Source organism: Lysinibacillus cavernae (assembly GCF_009724685.1).
GTDB lineage: Bacteria > Bacillota > Bacilli > Bacillales_A > Planococcaceae > Lysinibacillus > Lysinibacillus cavernae.
In genome coordinates this window covers 70,935-95,174 of sequence record NZ_WMEF01000006.1, presented here as the reverse complement: position 1 = coordinate 95,174, position 24,240 = coordinate 70,935, and the positions used below count along the sequence as shown (strand labels likewise).

Here is a 24,240-nt window from a genome sequence, read left to right as displayed (position 1 = left end):
CTCATGACAAGGGGGAAGAATATGAAAGAAGTTTTTTCCTATGTAAGGCCATATAAATGGCCGGCCATTTTTGCTTTATGTTTAATGCTTTTAGAGTTATTTGTAGAGCTTGTGCAGCCGCTCATTATGGCAAAAATAATTGATGAAGGGGTACGGGCACAAAATCAAGGAATGATAATGCAATGGGGTGCTGTTTTAATTGCTTTATCATTTGTTGCATTTTTGGCGGGAGTGATCAATTCATATTTTTCATCCCATACAGCCCAAAGCTTTTCTTATGATTTACGAAATGCCATGTTTGATAAAATTCAGTCCTTTACACTAACAACCTATCAAAAATTCTCTACGGCATCCCTAATCACTAGATTAACGAATGATGTCACACAAGTACAAACGGTACTGTTTATGAGCTTAAGAATTATGCTTCGGGCACCACTAGCTGTTATAGGAAGTATTGTAATGGCCTTTGTAGTGAATGCGAAATTGGCTTTATTTTTAGTCATAGGTGCACCAGTTATCTTAATATTTCTCATTTTTATGGTAGCAAAAGGTGTGTCTTATTTTGGAAGAGTGCAGAAGAGAGTAGATCGTTTAAATAGGGTTTTACAGGAGAATTTACAGGCGATACGTTTGGTAAAGGCCTATTTACGTGGGGCATATGAGGCTACACGCTTCGATGAAGTGGCTTCACGATTAAAAATTGATTCTGTAAAGGCTTTACGCGTAATGGAATATATTATGCCAGTTCTTTTATTCATTATGAATATGAGCTTGTTAGCAGTGTTATGGTTTGGTACAAAACAAATTGCGACAGGGACAACGCCGCTTGGTGATATTGTAGCTATTATCAATTATGCGATGCGTATGACGGGCTCGTTTTCAATGTTCGCGTTCATTATTATATTTTATGCGCGTGCAAAGGCCTCGGCTGAACGTATGGCAGAAGTCCTTTCTATAGAAAATGAGGTAGAGGATACTTCACTTTCAGAAGAACTAGGCCACACTATGTCATATGGCGAGTTAACGTTTGAACATGTTAGTTTTACTTATCCAGGGGGAGACGCTCCTGTCCTGTTTGACGTGAGTTTTCAAGTTAAGTCAGGTGAAAAATTAGCAATCATGGGGGCAACTGGTGCTGGGAAATCAACATTGTTACAGCTTATTCCTCGTTTTTATGAAGTAACAAATGGAAGAATACTCGTAGAAGGTCAGGATGTTCAACACTGGGAATTACAAGAATTACGCGAAATCATTGGTTATGTCCCTCAGCAGTCATTGCTATTTACCGGAAGTATTGCAGATAATGTGCGTTGGGGAGATACGCAGGCCGAAATGGATGCTGTTCTGCAGGTCACAATGCAAGCACAAATCCATGCGTCTGTTGAAGATTTCCCGAATGGTTACGATACCAGGGTTGGACAAAAAGGTGTCAATTTATCAGGAGGTCAAAAACAAAGGCTATCGATTGCAAGAGCACTCTTGAGAAAAGGACATATTTTAATGCTCGATGATAGTACAAGTGCCCTCGATGTTAAAACAGAACAGTCATTGTGGGAGGCATTGAGTGAAGAGAAGGCAACGATGCTTGTTGTTACGCAAAAAATTCGTACAGCTAAAGGTGCAGATCGTATTTTACTTATAGATGCAGGGAAAGTAGTTGCATATGGTAAACATGAAGAGCTTTTACAAACTTCAACACTCTATAAAAAAATTGCAATCTCCCAACAGGAGGTGGAGGAATAATGGGATTTTTCCAGAAACCTTTTGGCAATGAGCCGATTTTGACTAAAGATGATCTGAAGCAGGTTGTGAAGAAAAAGAAAGGTCCCCGTGCAGCAGATTGGAAAAGTACATTGCTACGATTATGGAAAATTGTCGATGAACAACGTGCCCTCCTAATTGTGGTGCTTTTATTAGTTATGATCAGTTCCATATTGGCTTTGGTTGGACCATATTTAATCGGCCAAATGATTGATAACTATGTTATGCATGGAGAACTTACTGGATTAGGCAAGGGTATTGTGTTGTTAATTGGTATTAATGTTCTGTTAGCCGTTTCACTTTTCCTACAAAACTACTGGATGATCGGTATTGCTCAGCAAACAATATACAGATTACGCACAAGTGTGTTTACTCATTTTCAACGATTGCCAATTGCGTTCTTTGATCGTCGACAGCATGGCGAATTGATGAGTCGTATGACAAATGATATTGAAGCTGTAAACTCAACGTTAAATAGTTCCTTTATTCAGGTATTTTCAAGTGTACTTACGCTTGGAGGAACCATTATTATCATGCTCAGCTTAAGCCCATTGCTGACAGTACTTACGATGACCATTATTCCAATTATGTTTTGGGCGATGCGATGGATTACACGTCGTACAGCACCATTATTTAAAGAGCAGCAAGCAGCTATAGGAGCCTTAAATGGCATGATAGAAGAAACAATTTCAGGACAACGCATTGTAAAAGCTTTCTCACAAGAGGAGCGAATGAAAGTTGAATTTCGTGAAAAAAGCTTGCGATTAAGAAGAACAGGTTTTTGGGCGCAGACTTACTCAGGCTATATTCCAAAGGTCATGAATTTCTTAAATAATATGAGCTTTACAATTGTAGCGGGCATAGGAGGGATGCTCGCGTTGTATGGGCATGTGTCGATAGGGGTTATCGTTATCTTCACTGAATATGCGCGACAATTTACACGTCCATTAAATGATTTAGCGAACCAGTTTAATACGGTGCTATCAGCAATTGCAGGTGCAGAGCGAGTATTTGCTTTACTTGATGAGCAACCAGAGGTGGAAACTGCCACAACTCAGAAGCATCATCTATTGGGGCAAGTGGCATTTAAGCATGTGTACTTTAAATATGAACAGGAAGAGGAAACTTACACATTAAAGAATGTTAATTTTAAAGTGGAGCCTGGGCAAACGGTAGCGCTTGTCGGTGCAACTGGAGCCGGGAAAACGACTATACTGCAACTTATTGCAAGGTTTTATGAAGTAAATAAAGGGGAAGTATTATTTGATGGTGTAAATGTTCAACAAATGGATCGTCAATCACTTCGTTCGCAGATGGCATTTGTATTACAGGATCCATTTTTATTTGAAGCATCCGTTCGCGAAAATATCCGATACGGTAGACTGGATGCAAGTGATGAAGAGATAGAGGGAGCAGCCAAACGTGCCAATGCACATGACTTCATCATGAAACTTAAAGATGGTTATAATACCGTTCTTGCTGCAGATGGACGTGAAATCTCACAAGGTCAAAAGCAATTACTATCCATTGCAAGAGCACTTATTGCAGACCCGAAAATTTTACTATTGGATGAGGCTACAAGTAGTATTGATACTGTGACTGAAATGGCGATACAAGAAGCTCTTGATACTTTAATGCAGGGCCGCACAAGCTTTGTTATTGCTCATCGTCTAAATACTGTTCACAATGCCGATATGGTCTTAGTCATGCATAAAGGTGAGTTGGTTGAAGCTGGACCTCAGCAAAAACTAATTGAATCGGGTGGTCTTTATGCCCAAATGCTTCATTCATCCTCCCATCATCTTGAGGAATAGGTGGAAAGAGTAATTTCATTTGAAATTACTCTTTTTAGTAGAATTTAAAATGTAATTTATTTGAATAAATAGTATAATTATTATAAAAAATATATAGAAGGAAAGAATGTATAGTTTAAAAGTAACGGAACAAAAAAGATTAATTATCTCTAATTTTGAGAAATTTGACTATTATTTTATATCTATCGTTTCTAGTAAATTTCAGTCATTTTTATGAACTTTTATAGTATAAATCCTTTTATTATTCACTTATTTGAAGTAAAATTCTGATTAATAGAGGGTAAGAATATATTTTGTTGCCAGCTTATTTTCATTCTTGCTACAATAGGGCAATAGTCTGACACAGGAACGGAGTACACGATGAATATTTCAGTGATGACAGTGTCTTTCCCATTAGATGGGGAAACATTGAAGGAAGTAAAATTATTATGTGAAGAAGCGACAATTCACGATTATCGAGTATATGAAACGATTATGAATGTACCAATGGCTAGTTCTTTCGATTCAAAAGGCTTCATGGTACTGGCATATGAGGATGATAAGGATGTATTAGTGGGTGCTGCTAGTGCCATTGATTTAATGGGGCTTCATACATATGAATGGTCATTAGTAGTGACACCTGCATACCGCCAAAATGGTATTGGAGCTGCATTAGTTGAAGGCATACAAGTTGGGCTAGAGGAAAGAGGGGCAGAGGGGCAATTAGCTGTAGTAATTGATGGCTCTCCTTATGGGCACACATTTATTGAAAATAAAGGTTATGCCTATAGCTTTTCAGAAGCAACATTAGAGACAAAAGCAGAACCAGTAACATTACAAAATGATATTCACATTCAACCTTATGATGGGGAACAGGCTGAATTAATTACTATTTATTGTGAGGCTTTTGGTGATTTACCTGAAGAATCAGAAGAGCTCATTGCTTTTAACACATCAACAAATGGACGACAGCTATGGGTTGCTTATCGAGATGGTGAAGTTGTTGGAACAGTGACGACAGCTCAGGAAAATGAAATCCAGTGGGTAACAGCACTTGCTGTTCATCCAAAGTGTGAAGGACAAGGTATTGGAACGGCACTACTTTCCTTCTCAAAGGACTATGCTAGTAAAATTGCTGCAAAATTCGTCATGCTGGATGTGGAAATCGATAATAAAAAAGCGCTATCTGTCTATGAAAAGGCAGGTTTTATGAAGGCACAACAAATTGATTATTATGTAAAACAATAGGAAAAAGGGCGAGGAGTGGTATTTAAAATCAACTCTTTGCCCTTTTTTATCATATTTACCTACTATCTTCATATAGTATTAATAAGCTTTAAGAAAGGAGTCGTGATCATGCGCATGCCAGCATTGCCAAAAAAGAAGTCTCCTCCGAAGGAAGCCCCTAGATCATGGTGGAAAGTAGTTAAAGCTTATTTATCGAAAGGAAAGTTTTATAGATTACCACCAAGAAATTGATGATGCATGAAAAAGTCGCCTGCTAGCGACTTTTTAATTTTCTAATAAAAATGTATATTTGGATGGACCGATTAAGTAGAGCTCATGCATTGCTCGTGTGAGAGCTACATAAAGTAGCTTTCGATCAATTGTCGTATCGTAAAAGGGTGTATCAAAAGCAGCTACAATGACTGCATCAAATTCAAGCCCTTTAGCTAGATGGCTTGGCACAACAAGCAACATTTCCTGATTAATAGATTCATTTTCAGTTAGTAGCTGTGAGGCAATATCGTTATCTTTTAATGCTTTTTGCATAGTAAAGGCTTCAGCGGTCGTTTTGCAAATTAAAGCGATGGAACGATGACCGTTTTGACGAATAGCTTCAAAGATCTCTTTAATTTTTAAGGCATCAAATTGATCTGCTTGGATAAAACTTGGCATAGTACCATGCCGAACTACAGGCTCCACCAAAGGAAGCTGTTCATTCATTTGGGCTAAAATTTGATTTGCGACTGCCATTATTTCAATGGTTGTTCTATAGCTTTTTTGTAATGTACGGAAGCTTGCACGAGGAAATAAGCTTTGGACAGGCTCCCAGGCAGTTAATGAACGATAGCTATGGATACCTTGGGCTAAATCACCAACCATTGTAAACATATCTGTATCAAGCCCTGTTTTTAAAGCAGCGAGCTGAAAGAGACTATAATCTTGAACTTCATCGATAAAGACGACACGCATCTTCCATTCATCTGCAATGCCTTTTAAACGTGCTTGTAAATAATAAAGTGCAGCTAAATCTTCGAGTGCCCACTGTTCTTTACGATGTGCCTGCAAAAATTGTTGTTGTTCAAGATAATGCCATTCAGGGGCGAGCTCTGCTAAAAGTTCGGCATTGGTGAGAAGGGTGCGATAGAGAGTCTTAATGTTATATTTGGTAAAGCGACTCATATAAGAAGTTGCAGTTGATTTCGTCTCTTTTTCAATAGCTGGCATTCGTTCATCGCGTTCATCGATAAACTTTGTGACAACACGTCGTCTCTTTTCATCATCACGAATACCGTTTAAGGCTTTACCCAATGCTTCATCATATTTTTTATGAAGTGTAGCTAAAACAACCTGTTTCTTTTGACGAACATGGCTAGCTAATACCTTTTTTATATGTGCAAGCCGTTTTTCGATAGGCATATATGAAAACTCATACAAAAATAGTTTCTTAAGATGAGAAGCACGCATGATACAGTATTTTTCAATATATACATCTTCAAATTGCACGGCAATCTCTTGCTCTAGTTTTTGGACGTAGCGTTCAATGACATCACGATAATAAAGTGAACCTTTCATTTCTGCTATCCAGGCAGTCTGCTGATGAGTTCCTCCAGCAACGAGCGACTCTAATTGCTCATTTGGATTTTGAAGCTTTAGCTTTAATTTAGTGGCGGAAAGAACGTAGTCTGTAAAAGTAGTTTGGCATATTTTATCAACACCAAGCTCTGGTAAGACATCTCCTATATAATCAATAAATAGCTTATTCGGTGCTAAAATCATGAGCTGCTCAGGATTAAAATGTTCACCCATTGTGTAGAGGAAATAGGATATTCGGTGTAGAGCAATGGTCGTTTTTCCACTACCTGCTGCACCTTGTACAATAATTGGTTGACGAAGATGAGCTCGGATAATCTCATTTTGCTCCTTTTGGATCGTCGAGACAATTTCAGTTAGACGGACATCAGCTTTTCCAGCTAATGCTTCTTGTAGGAGTTCATCGTTTGTTGTTAAGTCAATATCTCGTATATCGAGTAGTTCGCCATTCTCGATTTTATATTGCCTTTTAGCAAATAAATGTCCTTTATGAACCTCTCCGCGAACGTCGTACTCCATATCACCAAGACGTCCATCATAATAGACATTGGCTACAGGTGAGCGCCAGTCAACAATAATTGGCTCATGCGTTTCACGATGAAATAGCGAAGTTTTCCCGATATAAAGAAATTCTTCGGGATCCCCTGTTTTTTGAAAATGGATTCTGGCGAAGTATGGTTTCTTGCGAACGGCTTCTAAGCCTTCTTTTTGATTGCGAGCCATTTCAAAGAATCTGGCGTTTGTTAAGATATTTAAATAACTTAAACTTGAATCTAAATAATCAAGGTCTGCCATCGACTTCCTGATATTTTCTTGAGCGGATTGTAGATCTCTTTGTGATTCATCTAGAATTTGCTGCATATAACTTTGGGTAGACACCAATCGCTCTACTTCAGCCTGAAAATCTGGATGTTTTACAGTCATTTTTTAGCACCTCCTAGGTACTTACAATTTCAAAGTAGATTATCATACTACTATATATAATATTTACCATCAAGTGAAAGCTAAAATGTTAATTATGCTACTATTACATGGAGGTTTAGAAAGTTTCATTTTATATAATGTTTCTTTAAATGAGAATAGAGGAGGTTAATGATTTTGGACATTTTTGCACATAGAGGTGTTTCGGCAAACTACCCTGAAAATACAATTGCAGCATTTCAAGCAGCATCTAAGCTTCCTATCGCAGGCATTGAGTTAGATGTCCATTTAACAGCAGATAAAGAGGTAGTGGTCATTCACGATGAAACAATTGATCGTACCTCCAATGGCTCAGGCTATGTAAAAGATTTTACATTGCAGAAATTGCGTACATTTGATTTTGGTGCGTGGTTTTCCCCACAATTTGAAGGAGAAATCATACCAACGTTAGGGGAAGTATTAGAGCTTTTCGCAGGCACAAATCACCGTATCAATATTGAGCTGAAGACAGATATCGTTTCATATGAAGGAATAGAAGCACTCGTACTTAAAGAAGTTGCTGCACAGCAAATGACAGAGAGGGTGATCCTTTCATCTTTCAACCATGAGTCATTGCAAACTGTTTCGCAAATAGCTCCATATATTGAAAGTGCGGCATTGTTTGCCGAGGTTTTAGTGGATTTTACTACTTACATTGCTCTTATCCCAGCAAAAGCTCTGCATGTTAATTTACCAACTGCATTTCGCAAATCAGTAAAACTAGCTCTCGCGGAAGGAGCAACTGTACGTGTTTATACAGTAAATGATCAGCGGGATGCTCGACGTTTACAACAGCTAGGTATACAAGCGATATTTACAGATGATCCAGAGAAAATGTTAATAGCCCTCAGTTAGAGCAATGTGGGAAGAGACATGAGACCCAAAGCTTCCGTGGAATGACTTGGTGATTTCATTTTAGTGATACCCACGGAAAGCGACGTCTTTGTCTTCTATAGTATATGTTCTACCATTTAGCACGATGTTCCTCAATGCATCCGAGCATTTGTTGAATAACCAATGTTTCACCATTGTCCAGTAAAATGGAGCCGTCGTAGTAACCAAATAATTGATGAACCTCTGATTTAACAAGCTTTGCATTTGTATGGGCTACTCGTTCAAAAAACGGAGAAAAAGTTAGTGAAACTTGATTAGAGAACTTTGTTTTCACTTTCCAACGTTGCATATAATCTTCTGAATCATATTGAAACAACAAATCCTCATGTATTTTCGTCATTTTTCCATCAACAAAAATAGCGTTTTCAGTCATACCAGTGCCATCTGTCCATTTACCTCCCAGATTAAGTCCAATTCGTCTTCCTCGGACCCGTTGAGAGGACATTCCCCAGTTCCATAATGCTTCACGTGGCCATACACCTCGGCCATAATCTAAAACCGCGAAATTTTCCTCTGCTGTAAAATTATAACGACGAGTACCGATTGTGACAACACCTGAAGTAGGGAGTATATGATGCTTACCTGTAAATTGAAATGTTTTACGATTCCAAGGGATCACTACATTTAAGGTTTCGTCTGTTGCGGGATGCTGAATAATAAGCTTTGCGCGTAAAACATCGCCATCAAAGTCTGGTATGGAAACGGATAGATGGGTTTCATTGTTTACATATAACATATCAATCATCATTTCGCTATTTTTAAATGACACGGATTCTAAAACCTGTGTAGGCATTTTTAATTTACCACCGAAGGGAATTGTGATCGTTTTTTCGAAATAACGCTGTGTCTCATATTCAAGGAAATAGACGAAGCAGACTGCTGCATAATCTAGGTGACTAATCGTAGCAGAAAATAGGATTTCATCACCGTAGACACACCAATAGTTCCATTTCTTTTTGCGCATAATGTGGCCGCTTAAATTGCTGTTAATAAGAGGCTTACGTGCAAATCCGATGGCTGCTGGATTTAAATTACCTTTTTTATCGCATAAAAGAGTTGGCTGTAAAATTTCTTTCTCAGCATGCTGCTTCACATTTAACATCCCTTCTGGTCATAAAATAAAATCTACATTTCTTTAATCTTTATTGTAGCAAAAATGTTCTTGAAAATGGAAAGGAACATGCTGAATATAACTGTTTTAAATAAGAATATGAGTAAGGACCTAACTAATAGAAATACATGAATAGACATATGATGGCATGAGGAGGGGATGTATGGCAAAAATGTATAACAGGCAAGCTGCTGTTCAGTATGCTAATTTGTGGTGGAACAGACGCAATCCAGCTTTTCCGAACTTTGATGTAGATTGCACCAACTATATATCTCAATGCTTACTGGCAGGTGGTGCACCGATGCGGGGGGCACCTAGCAGAGATAAAGGTTGGTGGATTCAGCAAGGGAATTGGAGCTTTAGCTGGTCTGTCTCCCATTCATTAAGATGGTATTTAGAGGGTTCTACAACTGGCTTGAAAGGCAGACGTGTACAATATGCAGAGGAGCTAGAGCTGGGGGATGTGATATTTTATGATTTTCAAGGAAATGGGAGAATAGACCACTCTGTTATTGTCACAAGTATTCAAAATGGCATTCCCTATGTGAATGCCCATACTTCGGATAGTATTAATCGACCTTATTTTTACGAGGATTCTACTGCCTATACGCCAAGTATGACTTACTTTTTTTATCATATAGACGATAGCTTCGCTTAAGAGGAGATAGTTTTAAAGCATATCATTTTATGATAATGTGAAAGGTAGAAGAGTTAAACTCTAATATGTTGTCTTGGTGTAGAAGGAGAATAGATATATGAGCGAAAAGAAATTATCTGTTAGAGATGTAATTATTCAACGTCGTTCCATTAAAAAGTTTAATGGTCAACCGGTAGATCGCGAGGATTTAATGTCCATAATTGACGATGCAGGATGGGCACCAAACCATGGTAACCGTGAACCTTGGCGTTTAGTCGTAGCTTGTGGCAACGAATTAGAAAATCTTCATCAGTTATTACGCGATCTGACAATTCCGAAATGGCAGGAGCTTTCAAGCGAAGATTTAACGAAGCAGATGATGAAATTTACATTACCAGGTGGCTATGCCTTTGTTATTGTGCCAGAGGATGCTCGTCAAAAAGAACGTTTAGAAGATTATGCAGCGGCAAGTTCTTTTATTCAAAATATGCAATTGCTAGCGTGGGACAGAGGAATAGGCTCTTGCTGGAAAACTCCAGCCTTCTTGGATAACCCAAAATTCCGCGAAGCCTTAAAAGTTCAACCAGGTGAGCGTGTTATTGCCATGCTACAAGTTGGTTATTTTGATGAAGTGCCAAAAGGCAAAGAACGTAAACCATCAGCTGAAATTGTTACGATTTTTGGTGAGTAATAATACAAAAAAAATCCCTTCGCTTAATATAAGCGAGGGGATTTTTTAGTTGATCGTTAATTATTTTTGTAATCCAGCAACCTCGTATAAATAATCACTTAAAACCCGTAAGCCTTTATCGAAGTTTTCTAAATGAAAGTGCTCGTTTGGAGCGTGGAAGTTTTCACTTGATAAACCAAAGCCCATTAACACGACAGGCAATTCTAAAATTTCATCAAAAGCAGCTACGATAGGGATTGAACCTCCACCACGTGTGTAAGCAGTTGGTACATGATACACTTTTTCATAAGAACGACCAGCAGCTTGGATAAATGGATGATCGAAAGGTGTTAAGAATGGACGGCCTTTATCAAATTCAGAAATATTGATTTCCACACCAGCAGGTTTATATTTTTCAACATGAGCTTTTAATAGTGCTACAATTTCGTCTGGCTCTTGATTTGGAACAAGACGGCATGTGATTTTAGCGCCAGCCTCAGCAGGTAAAACCGTTTTAATGCCTTCACCGGAGAACCCACCAAATACACCATTAACCTCTAGTGTAGGACGAGCCCAAGTACGCTCTAAATAAGAAAACCCTTGTTCACCAAATAATTCTTTTACGCCAACTTCCTGTTTAACCGATTCTTCGTCAAAGCCAAGTGCATGATAAGCTTCGCGTTCTTCTTCTGTTAACGGCAATACATTGTCGTAGAAGCCTTCTACTTGAATCGTACCATGCTCATCACGGAAGGATGCTAAAATCTCAGCTAATGCATGAATGGCATTTTGTACGCCACCACCATAAAGACCAGAGTGTAAATCTCCTTTAGCTCCACGAACATCAATTTGAATGCCCGTTAAACCGCGTAATCCGTAGCATACGGCTGGTTTCCCTGGACCATATAGTCCCGTATCGGAAATTAAGATTAAGTCTGCCGCTAATTTTTCTTTTTGTTGTTCAACAAAGGCAGGTAGGTGTGGACTTCCAATTTCTTCTTCGCCTTCATAAATGAATTTAACATTGACAGGTAAAGTCCCTGTTGTAGCAAATAATGCTTCAATCATTTTTAGGTGCATAAATACTTGCCCTTTATCATCACTAGCACCACGTGCAAATAACTTATTGTCGCGAATTGTAGGATTAAAAGGCTCACTGTCCCATAAATTTAATGGATCCACAGGCTGTACATCATAGTGACCATAAAATAAAATAGTAGGCTTACCTTCAGCATGTAACCAATCAGCATAGACAACAGGATGACCTGCAGTTTGTGTAATAGAGATATTTTCAAGGTTTAGTTTTTCAAACGCTTTGGCTAGCCATTGTGCTGCATGTTGGATATCTTCTTTATGCTCAGATAAAGAACTAATACTGGGAATTCGTAAAAATTCGTTCAATTCATTTAAATGTGCCTCACGATGTTCTGCAAAATAAGCATCTAATTGCTGTAAATTAGTCATCTAACATCCCTCTTTCTATTATTTCGATAATAGAAATAGTATAGCATAATGTGGTTGGGGAATCTTGCTATAGCAATAGTTTCTAATGATTTTATTCATGCTTCGCTCCCATTTTAAACCCACTAGTCTGTAATGTTAGTCTAAAAATCGATACAAATTCATTCACTAATAGACTAGGGCCTGACATCCATAGTCTTCTTTTGTGGATTGCCAACTTTGCAATAGGGAGTTTGTGAGTCCTAATTTGTATCAAAATCAAATAAAAAAATAAATGTTAATAGTCAAACCATTAACATTTGTCAGTATTTTTATTAGAGATTCCTTTTTATAATTGAAAAGATTCATATAGTATTTAGTGAAAAAATTTCGAGGGAGTTTTTATGTCATCTGAATAATGTGGATGCAATGAGAATAAAGGAATGAACAAGCTGAAAAAATTGATTGAGGCAACAAAATGCGATGTGAATTCAACTATTACCATGTGATTTTAGAAAATTTAACAGAAAGGAAGTATATATGGTGAGAAAGAAGATAGCTTCGATTATAAGTTTACTGCCTTTGGCAGTTAGTATGGGAATCATCTTTATTTTTAGTAGTCAAGATGTAGCTTCTGCCAATATCGTTTCGACACCTATTTATGCATCAGAGGATACAACAATGATATACGAAGGGGTTAATGCTGAATTAGTTTATGAGGATGGGAACTTAGGATATCTTGATGTAGGCTATCAGGGAACATTTGGTAATCCTGTAGAGGTTCAAGTATTACTTAAGTTTGATTTGCCACCAACTCCTCCAGGATACGAGGTTGGAACTGCAAATCTTTATATTCCTGTAACAGGTGGCGCTTTTCATGCATCAACTAATTTTTCGCTAAAAGTTTCTACTAGTATAGATCATAGCTGGGTACAGGATAGTAATATAACGTCGCCACCAGCTCCAACTTCAGGCTCTACACAAACAAGGTTATTAGCTAATAATGTCCCCCTACTGAAACCTACACTAGCTCCCTTTGATTTTACTAGCTACATATCAGCGGAATCCACGAAAGCTAATCCTAGAGTAACCTTCATTCTCTCAGGAATGACTGCTCAAGAAGCAGCTCAAGCAGGAATACAATATTCTGATCATTATATACAGATGACTGAAAATCATGCATATGACGGCAGTCTGGGTCCGTATTTAATTATTACGTATTCTAAAATTGCTAACATTGAAATAACTGGTGTTGTAGATGGCGGTCTATACAACACGAATGTAACACCGCAATTTAATGTTGGTACAGCAACGTTAAATGGAAACCCATTTACAAGTGGAACACAAGTGACTGCTGAAGGTTCATATACACTAAACGTTACAGCAGGCAGTCAAACAAAAAAGATCCAATTTCGAATAGTAAAGACACCTCCGACAGGAACCGTAATTGTAAATCAAGGCAACCAATATACGAATAATACTGGTGTATCTGTTTCAATAACGCCAGCTCCTGGTGTAAATGATATTACACATATCCGATATTCGGTTAATGGACATCCTTTTACACAGATGCCTTATGTACCAAGCTTTATGCTAGCTATAGGAGCTACTAACGGAGATAAAATATTGTCATTTAAGCTTGTTGATGGTACAGGGAATGAATCACCAGAATATCAAAGAATTGTAACGTTGGATACGGTAGTGCCAACAGGCTCTGTTGTTATTAATAATGGAAATGCGTATACAACGAATCGTGATGTAACGCTTAATTTAACCTTAGATAGTGGCGTGACTGATGTAGTAGGGATACAATTTTCAGATAACAATAGTAATTGGTCGGGTGTAGAAGCTTTTAGTTCAACGAAAAGCTATACGGTACCAGCTAGAGATGGAAATAAAACGGTGTATGTACGTTTAATTGATCGGGCAGGTAATAGTATCGTTATTCAAGACAGTATTATATTGGATACAACAGCTCCAATCGTCAGCGGAGTAGTAAATGGAGCAAGTTACAATACGAAAAGAACAATTACATTTAACGAAGGAACAGCAACATTAAATGGACATCCGTTTGTAAGTGGTACCTCTGTGGATACAGAAGGCTCTTATACGCTCGTTGTTAAGGATGCAGTAGGTAACACGACTACGGTTTCTTTCATTATTGATACAACAGCTCCAATCGTCAGCGGAGTAGTAAATGGAGCAAGCTACAATACGAAAAGAACAATTACCTTTAACGAAGGAACAGCAACATTAAATGGGCATCCGTTTGTAAGTGGTACCTCTGTGGATACAGAAGGCTCTTATACGCTTATTGTTACAGATGTAGCAGCCAACTCAATTACCATTACTTTCAGCATCGTTAAAACAGCTCCGATTAAATATACAGTAAAATACGACGGAAACGGTGCTACTGGAGGACAATCACCAGTCGATAGTCAAACTTATGAGAATGGACATAGTGTTACGGTAGCTGATAATACTGGTAATCTAGCGAGGACTGGATTTACGTTTAATGGTTGGAATACAAAAGCAGATGGCAGTGGGATAAACTATGTGGTGAATACCAAGTTTACTATTGATGCCTCGGATGTCACACTTTATGCCTTGTGGAAAGTAAATCGTTATACATTGTCATTTGAATCAAATGGAGGCAGTGTTGTAGCGACTCAAAATATATTCTATAACGGAACAACAACAGAACCAACTGCACCAACGAAAATAGGTTATACATTTGGTGGTTGGTTTAAAGAGGCTACTTTTATTAATTCATGGAATTTTACACAAAATACTGTGACAGGAAATACAACGCTTTATGCGAAATGGTTTGAAAATGGTACTTCTGGAGGCGATGGGGGATATATTCCAACACCAGAGCAAGGGTCAAATCCTAAACCAACACCAGAGATTCCAGTAAAGCCAGAAATTCCAACAGAACCTGAAGTCCCTGTTCAACCGATACCAACCATTACTTTTAGTGATATTTCAACACACTGGGCAAAGGAAATGATAGAAGACATGGCACCACGTGGCATTATCAATGGTTATCCAGACGGTACATTCCGTCCAAATGATTCAATACAACGTCAGCATGTTGCAATCCTTTTCACTCGTGCATTGGAATTAGTACCTAGACGCGAGAAAACAACATTTAATGATGTTGAACCAAGCCATCCATACTATGAGGCAATTATGAAACTACAGCAAGCAGGGATTATCGATGGATCAAATGGATCCTTCCATCCAAGCGATTCATTAACGCGAGCTCAAATGGCAAAAATAATAGCGCTGGCCTTTGGATTGACGTCACAAGGACCAAGTCAATTCGAAGATGTTCCCACTACACATTGGGCTTATGATTACATTGCTACACTCGAAGATTATGGGATTGCATTAGGGGATGATGGAAGCTTTAAACCGAATGAACCTGTAACACGTGCACAGTTCGTTGCTTTCTTATACAGGGCGCTTCATTTGTGACATATTAGCATGGATTGTTCCTTGTCTGTAAATAGTCGTTAAACGGCATGAATCATAGATTAATAGATAAAAACTAAGCATCCACAGTTTTAATTGTGGATGCTTTTATTATGCAATCAAATAAAAGATAAACGTAGTTACGCCCCAACCCTTGAATAGGAGGTCTCTGTCAATTTGATTTGAGATAGATCTACTAGCCAGTCTAGTTTTACAATGCTATTTTATTTATCTAGTACTGGATGATTTAAGAGTGGAGCATCTTTTATTAGAATTACATAACAGGCTCTTTCTCGGAAAGCTCTTGAAGCATGGTTTTAATTTCTTGAACTAAAGGTTGAGGCGCTTTTTTTACGGAGCCTGTATCAAATGGAGGCTGCGGATCGTATTCCAGTATTAGCTGAACGCCTTTACTAAGCTCGTCTCCAAACTCCCAAGCAACTAATTGCAAAGCCATATCAATGCCAGAAGAAACGCCAGCTGCCGTGACCATTTTATCTTGACGAACAACTCTTTCCTCAGTTGGAATAGTTCCCAGCGATTGTAGGATTTCAAAAGAACCCCAGTGACAAGTTGCTTTCATCCCATTTAAGAGACCAGCTGCACTTAAAATAAGAGAGCCATTGCAAACGGATGTAGTCCACTTAGTTGTTTGGTCTATGTTCTTAATCCAGTCCAACGTTACTTCATCATTCATTGGATTTTTGTAGTGAGGGGGACTGCAGCCAGGAACAACAAGAATATCAGCAGATGTAATGTCAGAAAAGCTATAGTCGGCATACAAATAGCCCATATTTGAATCTAGTTTAATCGGTCCTTTATTTTTGGCAACAAATTTCACGTGACACTGCTGTGTAGCTGCAAAAACTTCGTATGGGCCAATAGCATCCAATGCTGTAATTCCGTCGTAAAGTAAAATTGCGATTTTCAATACCATCTCTCCTTTGAGTTACGATTATTCATACAGACCGGACCGTCCGGTCTGTATGAATATCTTATATGCTAATGCATGTAATTTCAACAAAATAATTATTACATTTTAGTGAAAACCAAGAGGCTTACATGTTAAACCTCTTGATTCTTTGCTGCGTAGTGTTGTAAAAGGAATCTTATTTGTTCAATGCTGTGACTCATATGAGCATTATTCAAAGCTAAACGACTAGACATTATAGCACCCTCTAAAGTAGAGAATAAAAAAGATGCGAGTGAATATGAATTTAAATCTTGCTTAAATTCTTTTGAATAAATACCTTCTTCAATAATCGATTGTAAAAATAGTAGAGTTTCATTGTGTGTGCTAGCAGCAATCTCATGTAGTTCTGGGAATCCATCATCGCTTTCTATAGCAGTATTCAGTAGAGGACATCCACCATCGACAGGGGGGGTATGAACAGCATCTTGATAAACTTCAAACATAGCAATTATTTTATCTGTAGCTGTAACTTTAGACTTTATTGCTTCAAAATAATGATGCCAAATAATACTCATAGAATATTTGAAGGAGGCAATGGCAATATCATTTTTATTTTCAAAACGTCTATAAATGGCACCCTTAGGTAATGCCGTAGCATTCATAATATCTTGAATAGAAGTTTGATTGTAACCTTGTTTATTAAATAATTTTAGAGAAGTTTGGATAATAAGATCGCGTGTTTGATCTTCCTTATTCATTGAAATTCCTCCGTTTTGTACAATATTAATAATAGAATCAGTATAGCATACTGGTTAAGAGATTCTGTCATGTTACTTAAGCTACTCCAATTGATTTCAATAAAAAAAGATCTGAATTCGATATTTTTTCGAAATCAGATCTTTTACTATTAATTAGTGAGCAGTATAACCGCCATCAACAAGAAGTGTTGTACCGTTGACAAAGCTTGCGTCATCACTTGCTAAAAATAGAACAGCTTTCGCTATTTCTTCTGGTTTACCAAGACGGCCTTGTGGGTGAAGGGATGCTAAATATTCTTTCTTTTGAGCATCTACTTCAGCCAGTAGAGGTGTGTCGATATAACCTGGGCATACCGCATTTACGCGAATACCCTGTTTAGCATAAGCGGTACATAGGTTTTGTGTTAATAATTTTACGCCACCTTTTGCAGATGAGTAGGCTGTTGGATTTGGTAAGGCAACAAAACTATGGATGGAACCAGCGTTGACAATAACGCCACCCGTACCTTGAGCAAGGAACTGTTCAATCGCATATTTATCAGAAAGAAATACACCTGATAAATTAATATCAATTGTTCTTTTCCATTTTTCGAAAGATAACTCATGTGCTGGTGCATCGTCAGCTACGCCTGCATTCGCATACATAACATCAAGTTTACCGTATTTATTCACTGTCTCATTAATCATGTTTTTAATGTCTTCTTCATTTGTTACATCTGTTTTCACGAAGAGTGTATCAAAACCACTATTATTTAATTCTTCTGAGATGCTTTGTCCTCGCTCAGAGAAATCAGCGATGACTACTTTAGCGCCTTCTTGTGCAAAAAGACGAACGGTTGCTTCACCGATACCGCTAGCACCGCCTGTTACGATTGCTACTTTATCTTGTAGTTTCATATAGATGACCACCTTTATTGTTATTTTGCTGTTGCTCCGCCATCAATGACGAATTCTGCACCTGTTGAGAAGGAAGACTCATCAGACGCTAAAAATAATACTGTTTGTGCTACTTCTTTAACAGAACCTAAACGACCTAATGGGAAAATGCTTTTCCCTAATTCATCTTTAGAGCTTCCAGTAGTTGCTGATGCATAGTCTGCCATACCTGTATCAATGTATCCTGGATGGATAGAGTTTACGCGTACACCATATGGAGCATATTCCATTGCAGCATCTTTTGTCATAATGCGAACGGCCCCTTTACTAGCTCCGTATAATACGTGTCCAGCAGCACCTGTTAAACCAGCAATGGAAGACGCATTAATAACAGAGCCCTTATTTTGTTTAGCCATAAGCGGCATAATATGTTTCATACCAAGGAAGACACCTGTTACATTGATGGACATTAAGCGATTCCAGTCAGATAGTTCGATTTCTGCAAGTGGTTTAATAATATAGATACCTGCATTATTGAAAAGAATATCCACTTTGTTAAATGTTTTTATTGTTTCATCTGCGACCTTTTTCCAGTCATCCTCGTTGCTAACATCATGACGTACAAATAATGCTTCACCGCCAATAGCTTGGATACCACGGACTGTATCGTTACCAGATTGTTCGTTTATATCAGTTATGACTACTTTAGCTCCTTCTTTAGCAAATAATAGTGCAGTTTCTTTCCCGATTCCTGTACCTCCACCTGTAATAATGGCTACTTTATTTTCCAGTCTCATTTCAAGCACGCACCTTTCATTATTTCTGGTTATATGGTTACCTTAGGATTCAAAAGTATTCCGCTGTGTTTTAGCGATACTTTCATCTTACTCCTTTCATTTTGAAATACTATCCTATAAGATGCTGTATAATATAGTGAGTGAATATCCTCCATTTATAGGGGTATTTTTAGTGTGAAGGAGAAGAAATTCCTATGACGCATCCATTCCAGTCCTTTGAAGAAGTGACACTTCAAGAATTTGTGTTATTTATTAAAATTCATAATAAACAAATCGAAGAAAATACGACTATTTACCTCAATCTAGAACCTTCTATTTCCGAAGCAGATCGAAAAAGGGCAGCAATGCTACTAGATTCGTTTCTACGTTTAATGTCTCAGACAAACATTGAAGAATTAAATGATGATTATAAGTATTTTTTTACTACATGGCTTCAATCACAGATATCCATTATTGATAGGAAAAGCTTTAACTTATTTCAATTAATTTTTGAAAAATCATTGATTACCTTTATGATTCAGCAAAAAAGTAGTAGAACGAATGCCATATTAATGTATGTACTCTCGATATTTACGTTTTTAGTCCGGTTGTACTATGACTGTGAGGAAGAAAACAAAACTAGCAATACTACAGAAAATAAAGGATTGAGGTATCTACAATTATTAGATAAGCTCGATAAATTGCTCATCAGTTCCTCAGGCTATCAGGACTTAGCTCATATTTTAAAAAAATGTGAAGAGTATTTTAATTATAAAAGATGTGTGTTTTACGCATATGTACCATGGTCCAATCAATTTTACGGGGTTATTGGGGCAGAGCTGTCTAAGGTGCAAAGTATGAAAGGGCATTTGACTGGGGAAAACGCCATACTTAGTTCAAGGAAACCCATTTATTTAAAAAATCCTAAAAATTACGTGAAAGATGAGCATATCAAATTATTTAATTTATCTTCTATTATTTTTATCCCAATTATGCGACGCGATCAATTATTTGGATGGCTGACTTTTGATCAACTAGGGGAGGGGTTTGATTGTACAAAGGAAGAACTTTCGCTCCTAGAAGAAGTAGGGAAGCGTTTGGGCTTATTTTTATCACGTAAGGGAGAAAAGGTAGAAAAAAACACTGAGCTTCATTTAACGGAAAGGGAGTCGATGATACTTGGCTTGCTTGCTGAAGGGTACGATAATAAAAAAATTGGTGGTTTACTATTTTTAAGTGAGCATACGGTCAGGGATTATGTAAGTAGTCTTATGACAAAGCTCAAAGCAAAAAATCGAACACAGGTCGTTGCCTCAGCTTTTCGTTTAGGGATGCTGAGTTAGCACACGAATGTACTCCTACGAAAAGTCTGTTAGGAGTGCATTTTTTTGTATCTCCATATCCTAATAAATTTCCATTAAATTTTCTGATAATAATTATTATTGAAAATATAATGATGAAAATAGAGAAGTATTGTCGTTAAGTGCTCTTTTGTTGGGAAAGTAATATAGTAGTAAAACAATTTTTACGAATATTACAAGCAAAAGCGATTAAGCTTACACGATTGTAATGAAATTGAAAGCCAATGCGATAGAGTGTAATACATTATTTTGCGAGAATGTGTATAGAAGCAAGAACAAGAAGCGGAGGCATACACAATGAATGAAAAATTAGAAGGCGTATACGAGGAATACAATCGTTATATATATCACTTATGTTTAAAACTAACTCGCAATAATGTAGAAGCTGAAGATTTAATGCAAGAAGTTTGGGTTAAGGTTGTACGTTATGAAGACAGCGTTGCTGAAGTAGAGCATATTAAAGCTTGGTTAACAACTATTACAATGAACACATTCAGAGATCGCTATCGTAAAAAAGTACGTAGAAGCAAATATATGATGAACCAACCTGAAACATTAGACGTACCAATTTTAGATTTGGTTCCCAATAATGATATTTCGACGGAAGAAAAAATTGAAAAGGACATTGTAACAAAATTAGTGCAAGATAAAATGGAACAATTAGATGCCATCTATCGAAAAACGTTATGGTATTTCTACATAGACCAATATTCACTTGCAGAAATCTCTACGATTATGAAAGTTTCCATTGGTACTGTGAAATCCCGTTTATTCCGTGCAAAGGCTCGATTAAAAGAAATGCTCATGTCTGATACAGCAATTGTGGAATCTGTGCTACCTGCATAATAAAAGCAGATTGGTCGCACACCACAAGTACTTAGACGGAAGTATTCGTTCGACTAATCTAAAAAAAGATGCACTCGCAAACTGATTGCGATGCATCTTTTTAATTTTGTATTCATTTGTTTATTCTGGTCGATTTGTCTCAACATCCAATAGACATTTAGAAAAAATAGTTCGTAATGTTTGCAGTTCCTCTGCTGTGAGCATGCCAAACATATTGTTAATAATTTCACTAACTTGTTGACGAGACTCTTTTAAAATAATTTCACCTTCAGCTGTAATGACCAATTGAGAAGCTCTTCGGTCTGTTGCATGCTGCGTTTTTTCAATAAAACCAGCATTAATAAGCTTAGTTGTTAAAACTGTGACCCCACCGGTCGTTACTTTTAACCGCTCAGCAATAGCAGAAGGGCGTTTTGGGCCCTCCTGCGATAAGTAGTCTAAAATTAAAATATGGGATTTTGAAAAGCCGAGTACATTATGATTATTCCACTCGTTTGCCCACTTACGCTCAATAGATGAAACAACTTCAAACAACGAGGTAATGGCTTTTTGTTTTTCTTGATCCATAGAAGGTCATCTCCAAAACTGTTTTAACTTTCTTGTGCCAATCTTGTCATCGCATTTAATTCGTAAGCACGTACTTTACGTGGGATAAAACGACGGATGTCCATCTCATTGTAGCCAACTTGAATGCGTTTTTCATCTATAATAATAGGGCTGCGCAACATTCTTGGGTGTGCTTGGATAATGGCAAATAGCTCTTGAATAGAAAGCTGGTCGATATCAATATTTAAGTTTTTAAAATCATTTGAGTTTGTTGCAATAATTTCATCTGTGCCATCTTCAGTCATGCTTAGAATTTCTTTGAATTCTGCAAGTGTAAGTGGGTGAGAAGTGATACGTTTTTCTTTATATTCAATACTGTGATCTTTTAACCATTTAAGTGCTTTTCTGGATGAAGAACAGCTCGCTTGTGAGTAAATTGTAACTGTCATTCTTCATTCCTCGCTTTCTTTTTAAGATTATATTTTATAAATATCTTATCAGTAAGTTATATAGTTTATATATATATCTTACTAGTAAGCTATACATAAATCAATAGTTAATTGAAAAAATTCTCAATCGAAATGATACTTTTTCAGCTATATTAAAATATACGAAGAGAACAGCTAAAAAGTTTCATTCATTCAGCTTACAATGATGTAAGAAATAGGGGAACGCCGTCAAAAAGCGCCATGTCCTGTGGCAAAGACGGTGTGACCAACATCATGTTGCCCCAAAGCGGCCGGCGGATTTCATAGGACGTGACAGTTCCAGGTTAACTTCTACGTATTTAGCTTGAAAAAACTAGACGCCATCATCCAAATGCGTATTTGAATAGAGAGTTAATAGGAACTATTAGAACTATAGGCTTGTCTTGTAGGAGTGAAATAGTATGAATGAATATAAGTGTAAATTGTTAGTCCACTGATTATAGTATGTTTAAATGCAGCTAGTTATGCATAAAAAATAAAAAAAATTAAAAAGAGCAGCCCCATAACATTTGGGGGCTGCCCTCTAAGAAGATTTGTGTTAGCTTTGTTGTCCAGAAGTGAACCAATCTTGAACATTCCAGACTTTTGTTGCGAGTCCGTCATAGAAATCTGGTTCGTGGCTTACTAGTACAATTGTGCCTTTAAATTCTTTCATGGCACGTTTTAGTTCATTTTTTGCGTCTACGTCTAAATGGTTTGTCGGCTCGTCAAAAAGAAGCCAGTTCGCTTCTTCCATCATTAATTTACATAAACGAACTTTCGCTTGCTCTCCACCAGATAGCGAATTGAGTGGACGTGTAATATGGTCAGTTTTTAGACCAGCTCTTGCTAAAGCCGCACGTACTTGGGCCTGCTCCATAGAAGGGAAGGCATTCCAAACATCATCAATCGGTGTGATTTTTTCTGCTTTTACCTCTTGTTCAAAGTAGGATGGAGAAAGGTAATCACCTCGAACTACTTGCCCACCAAGAGGGTTAATTTTGCCTAGCATTGTTTTTAGTAATGTTGATTTACCCACACCATTCATACCAACTAGAGCAATCTTTTCACCGCGTTCAATAGCAAAAGTTAGTGGAGGAAGTAATGGCTTGTCTTTATCGTAACCAATAACTAAGTTCTCTGCCTCTACAACATAGCGACTAGAAGAACGTGCTTCCTTAAAACCGAATTCTGGCTTTACAGCCGTTTCTGGGCGGTCAATTCGTTCTAAACGATCAAGTTGCTTGGCACGAGATTTTGCACGACCCGTAGTGGAGTAACGTGCTTTATTTTTTGCAATAAAGTCTTCTTGTTTCTTAATAAAGTCCTGTTGCTTTTCATAAGCATCAATATGCTGGCGTTTATTGATTTCAGCAAGCTCTAAGAATTTTTCGTATGTTGCTGTATAACGAGTTAATTTTGAAAACTCGAGTTGGAAGATGACATCCACCGTTTCGTTCATAAATTCTGTATCATGTGAAATTAAGAGGAATGCATATGGATAGTTCTTTAAATAGTTCTTTAGCCAAGTAATATGTTCCTCATCCAGATAGTTCGTTGGCTCATCTAGTAAAAGTACTCTTGGTTTTTCTAATAATAGCTTAGCTAGTAATACCTTTGTGCGTTGTCCACCAGAAAGAGCAGCAACATCACGCTCTAAGCCAATAGCATCAAGACCAAGACCACGTGCAACTTCTTCGATTTTCATATCAAGTGAATAGAAATCTCCTGCATCTAATGCATCTTGAACTTCTGCCATCTGTTCTAACAAAACTTCTAATTCTTCAGGTGTTGCCTCTGCCATCTTACCTGTAATTTCATTCAGTTCTTCTTCTTTTTTATATAATGGTAGAAAGGCATCGCGCAAAACTTCACGCATCGTTCTACCAGCAGTTAATACTGTATGCTGATCTAAATAGCCATAATGTGTACCAGGAAGCCATTCAACTTTTCCTGTGTCGTGGATTGTTTGTCCTGTAATGATGCCCATTAATGTTGATTTACCCACACCATTAGCTCCTACAAGACCAATATGATCACCTTCTACTAATCGAAACGATACATCTTTAAAGAGTGTACGATCACCGAAAGAATGACCTAAATTTTCAACTGTTAATATTGCCATATATGTTCCTCC

19 protein-coding genes are annotated in these 24,240 nt (G+C 37.5%); 9 read left to right on the top strand and 10 right to left on the bottom strand.

Annotated elements, in window-relative coordinates; genetic code table 11:
- The first annotated feature begins 21 nt into the window (after positions 1–21).
- The 3 genes from GJU32_RS13600 (at position 22) to GJU32_RS13590 (ending at position 4,802) form a co-directional block, all read left to right on the top strand.
- On the top strand, positions 22–1,743 hold the full coding sequence (locus GJU32_RS13600; protein WP_155592502.1) for an ABC transporter ATP-binding protein: 1,722 nt from the start codon (positions 22–24) through the stop codon (positions 1,741–1,743).
- The gene (locus tag GJU32_RS13595) at positions 1,743–3,575 is read left to right on the top strand and encodes an ABC transporter ATP-binding protein (RefSeq protein WP_155592501.1); all 1,833 of its coding nucleotides are present in this window, start codon (positions 1,743–1,745) and stop codon (positions 3,573–3,575) included. Before GJU32_RS13600 ends, GJU32_RS13595 begins: the two co-directional genes overlap by 1 nt.
- 360 nt (positions 3,576–3,935) lie before the next feature.
- Positions 3,936–4,802, top strand: coding sequence for a GNAT family N-acetyltransferase (locus tag GJU32_RS13590; protein ID WP_155592500.1), 867 nt, complete (start codon positions 3,936–3,938; stop codon positions 4,800–4,802).
- A gap of 264 nt (positions 4,803–5,066) precedes the next feature.
- On the opposite strand, the gene helD is transcribed toward GJU32_RS13590, so the two are convergent.
- On the bottom strand, positions 5,067–7,295 hold the full coding sequence (gene helD / locus GJU32_RS13585; protein ID WP_155592499.1) for an RNA polymerase recycling motor HelD: 2,229 nt from the start codon (positions 7,293–7,295) through the stop codon (positions 5,067–5,069).
- 174 nt (positions 7,296–7,469) lie between these two features.
- On the opposite strand from helD, the gene GJU32_RS13580 reads away from it, so the two are divergent.
- On the top strand, positions 7,470–8,186 hold the full coding sequence (locus GJU32_RS13580) for a glycerophosphodiester phosphodiesterase (protein ID WP_155592498.1): 717 nt from the start codon (positions 7,470–7,472) through the stop codon (positions 8,184–8,186).
- A 109-nt stretch (positions 8,187–8,295) separates the two neighbouring features.
- Here GJU32_RS13580 and GJU32_RS13575 read toward each other — a convergent pair whose 3' ends face one another.
- A complete protein-coding gene (locus tag GJU32_RS13575; RefSeq protein ID WP_155592497.1) occupies positions 8,296–9,318 on the bottom strand; it encodes a DUF2804 domain-containing protein in 1,023 nt (340 codons plus the stop codon).
- Positions 9,319–9,499: 181 nt separating this feature from the next.
- Here GJU32_RS13575 and GJU32_RS13570 point away from each other — a divergent pair, with 181 nt between their 5' ends.
- Complete coding sequence (locus GJU32_RS13570) at positions 9,500–9,994, top strand: amidase domain-containing protein (protein WP_155592496.1); 495 nt, start codon at positions 9,500–9,502, stop codon at positions 9,992–9,994.
- Between the two features lie 97 nt (positions 9,995–10,091).
- Positions 10,092–10,664, top strand: a complete 573-nt coding sequence (locus tag GJU32_RS13565) for a nitroreductase family protein (RefSeq protein ID WP_155592495.1) — start codon at positions 10,092–10,094, stop codon at positions 10,662–10,664.
- Positions 10,665–10,724: 60 nt separating this feature from the next.
- On the opposite strand, the gene GJU32_RS13560 is transcribed toward GJU32_RS13565, so the two are convergent.
- Positions 10,725–12,107 (bottom strand): dipeptidase, encoded by a 1,383-nt coding sequence (locus tag GJU32_RS13560; protein ID WP_155592494.1) that lies wholly within the window; start codon positions 12,105–12,107, stop codon positions 10,725–10,727.
- Between the two features lie 519 nt (positions 12,108–12,626).
- Here GJU32_RS13560 and GJU32_RS23610 point away from each other — a divergent pair.
- Complete coding sequence (locus GJU32_RS23610; protein WP_196426699.1) at positions 12,627–15,563, top strand: S-layer homology domain-containing protein; 2,937 nt, start codon at positions 12,627–12,629, stop codon at positions 15,561–15,563.
- Positions 15,564–15,834: 271 nt separating this feature from the next.
- On the opposite strand, the gene GJU32_RS13550 is transcribed toward GJU32_RS23610, so the two are convergent.
- The 4 genes from GJU32_RS13550 to GJU32_RS13535 form a co-directional block, all read right to left on the bottom strand.
- Positions 15,835–16,491 (bottom strand): DJ-1/PfpI family protein, encoded by a 657-nt coding sequence (locus GJU32_RS13550; protein WP_155592492.1) that lies wholly within the window; start codon positions 16,489–16,491, stop codon positions 15,835–15,837.
- Between the two features lie 134 nt (positions 16,492–16,625).
- Complete coding sequence (locus tag GJU32_RS13545; protein WP_155592491.1) at positions 16,626–17,231, bottom strand: TetR/AcrR family transcriptional regulator; 606 nt, start codon at positions 17,229–17,231, stop codon at positions 16,626–16,628.
- A 153-nt stretch (positions 17,232–17,384) separates the two neighbouring features.
- Positions 17,385–18,128 (bottom strand): SDR family NAD(P)-dependent oxidoreductase, encoded by a 744-nt coding sequence (locus GJU32_RS13540; RefSeq protein ID WP_155592490.1) that lies wholly within the window; start codon positions 18,126–18,128, stop codon positions 17,385–17,387.
- Between the two features lie 20 nt (positions 18,129–18,148).
- Positions 18,149–18,904, bottom strand: coding sequence for an SDR family NAD(P)-dependent oxidoreductase (locus GJU32_RS13535; protein WP_155592489.1), 756 nt, complete (start codon positions 18,902–18,904; stop codon positions 18,149–18,151).
- A 194-nt stretch (positions 18,905–19,098) separates the two neighbouring features.
- On the opposite strand from GJU32_RS13535, the gene GJU32_RS13530 reads away from it, so the two are divergent.
- A complete protein-coding gene (locus tag GJU32_RS13530; protein ID WP_155592488.1) occupies positions 19,099–20,226 on the top strand; it encodes a LuxR C-terminal-related transcriptional regulator in 1,128 nt (375 codons plus the stop codon).
- A 315-nt stretch (positions 20,227–20,541) separates the two neighbouring features.
- Entirely contained in the window at positions 20,542–21,090 is a 549-nt protein-coding gene (locus GJU32_RS13525) for an RNA polymerase sigma factor (RefSeq protein WP_155592487.1), read from the top strand.
- Between the two features lie 120 nt (positions 21,091–21,210).
- Here the strand turns inward: GJU32_RS13525 and GJU32_RS13520 are convergent, their stop codons facing one another.
- The 3 genes from GJU32_RS13520 to GJU32_RS13510 all read right to left on the bottom strand — a co-directional run bounded on the left by GJU32_RS13520 (position 21,211) and on the right by GJU32_RS13510 (position 24,228).
- Positions 21,211–21,657: a MarR family winged helix-turn-helix transcriptional regulator gene (locus GJU32_RS13520; protein WP_155592486.1), complete on the bottom strand. Its 447-nt coding sequence runs from the start codon at positions 21,655–21,657 to the stop codon at positions 21,211–21,213.
- A 23-nt stretch (positions 21,658–21,680) separates the two neighbouring features.
- Positions 21,681–22,085: a transcriptional regulator Spx gene (gene spx / locus GJU32_RS13515; RefSeq protein WP_155592485.1), complete on the bottom strand. Its 405-nt coding sequence runs from the start codon at positions 22,083–22,085 to the stop codon at positions 21,681–21,683.
- Positions 22,086–22,662: 577 nt separating this feature from the next.
- Positions 22,663–24,228, bottom strand: a complete 1,566-nt coding sequence (locus tag GJU32_RS13510) for an ABC-F family ATP-binding cassette domain-containing protein (protein WP_155592484.1) — start codon at positions 24,226–24,228, stop codon at positions 22,663–22,665.
- Positions 24,229–24,240 lie beyond the last annotated feature (12 nt).

Coding starts and splice junctions, on each gene's coding strand:
- GJU32_RS13600 (WP_155592502.1), top strand. CDS start 22: ATGAAAGAAGTTTTTTCCTATGTAAGGCCATATAAATGGCCGGCCATT.
- GJU32_RS13595 (WP_155592501.1), top strand. CDS start 1,743: ATGGGATTTTTCCAGAAACCTTTTGGCAATGAGCCGATTTTGACTAAA.
- GJU32_RS13590 (WP_155592500.1), top strand. CDS start 3,936: ATGAATATTTCAGTGATGACAGTGTCTTTCCCATTAGATGGGGAAACA.
- helD (WP_155592499.1), bottom strand. CDS start 7,295: ATGACTGTAAAACATCCAGATTTTCAGGCTGAAGTAGAGCGATTGGTG.
- GJU32_RS13570 (WP_155592496.1), top strand. CDS start 9,500: ATGGCAAAAATGTATAACAGGCAAGCTGCTGTTCAGTATGCTAATTTG.
- GJU32_RS13565 (WP_155592495.1), top strand. CDS start 10,092: ATGAGCGAAAAGAAATTATCTGTTAGAGATGTAATTATTCAACGTCGT.
- GJU32_RS13560 (WP_155592494.1), bottom strand. CDS start 12,107: ATGACTAATTTACAGCAATTAGATGCTTATTTTGCAGAACATCGTGAG.
- GJU32_RS13545 (WP_155592491.1), bottom strand. CDS start 17,231: ATGAATAAGGAAGATCAAACACGCGATCTTATTATCCAAACTTCTCTA.
- GJU32_RS13540 (WP_155592490.1), bottom strand. CDS start 18,128: ATGAAACTACAAGATAAAGTAGCAATCGTAACAGGCGGTGCTAGCGGT.
- GJU32_RS13535 (WP_155592489.1), bottom strand. CDS start 18,904: ATGAGACTGGAAAATAAAGTAGCCATTATTACAGGTGGAGGTACAGGA.
- GJU32_RS13530 (WP_155592488.1), top strand. CDS start 19,099: ATGACGCATCCATTCCAGTCCTTTGAAGAAGTGACACTTCAAGAATTT.
- GJU32_RS13525 (WP_155592487.1), top strand. CDS start 20,542: ATGAATGAAAAATTAGAAGGCGTATACGAGGAATACAATCGTTATATA.
- GJU32_RS13520 (WP_155592486.1), bottom strand. CDS start 21,657: ATGGATCAAGAAAAACAAAAAGCCATTACCTCGTTGTTTGAAGTTGTT.
- spx (WP_155592485.1), bottom strand. CDS start 22,085: ATGACAGTTACAATTTACTCACAAGCGAGCTGTTCTTCATCCAGAAAA.
- GJU32_RS13510 (WP_155592484.1), bottom strand. CDS start 24,228: ATGGCAATATTAACAGTTGAAAATTTAGGTCATTCTTTCGGTGATCGT.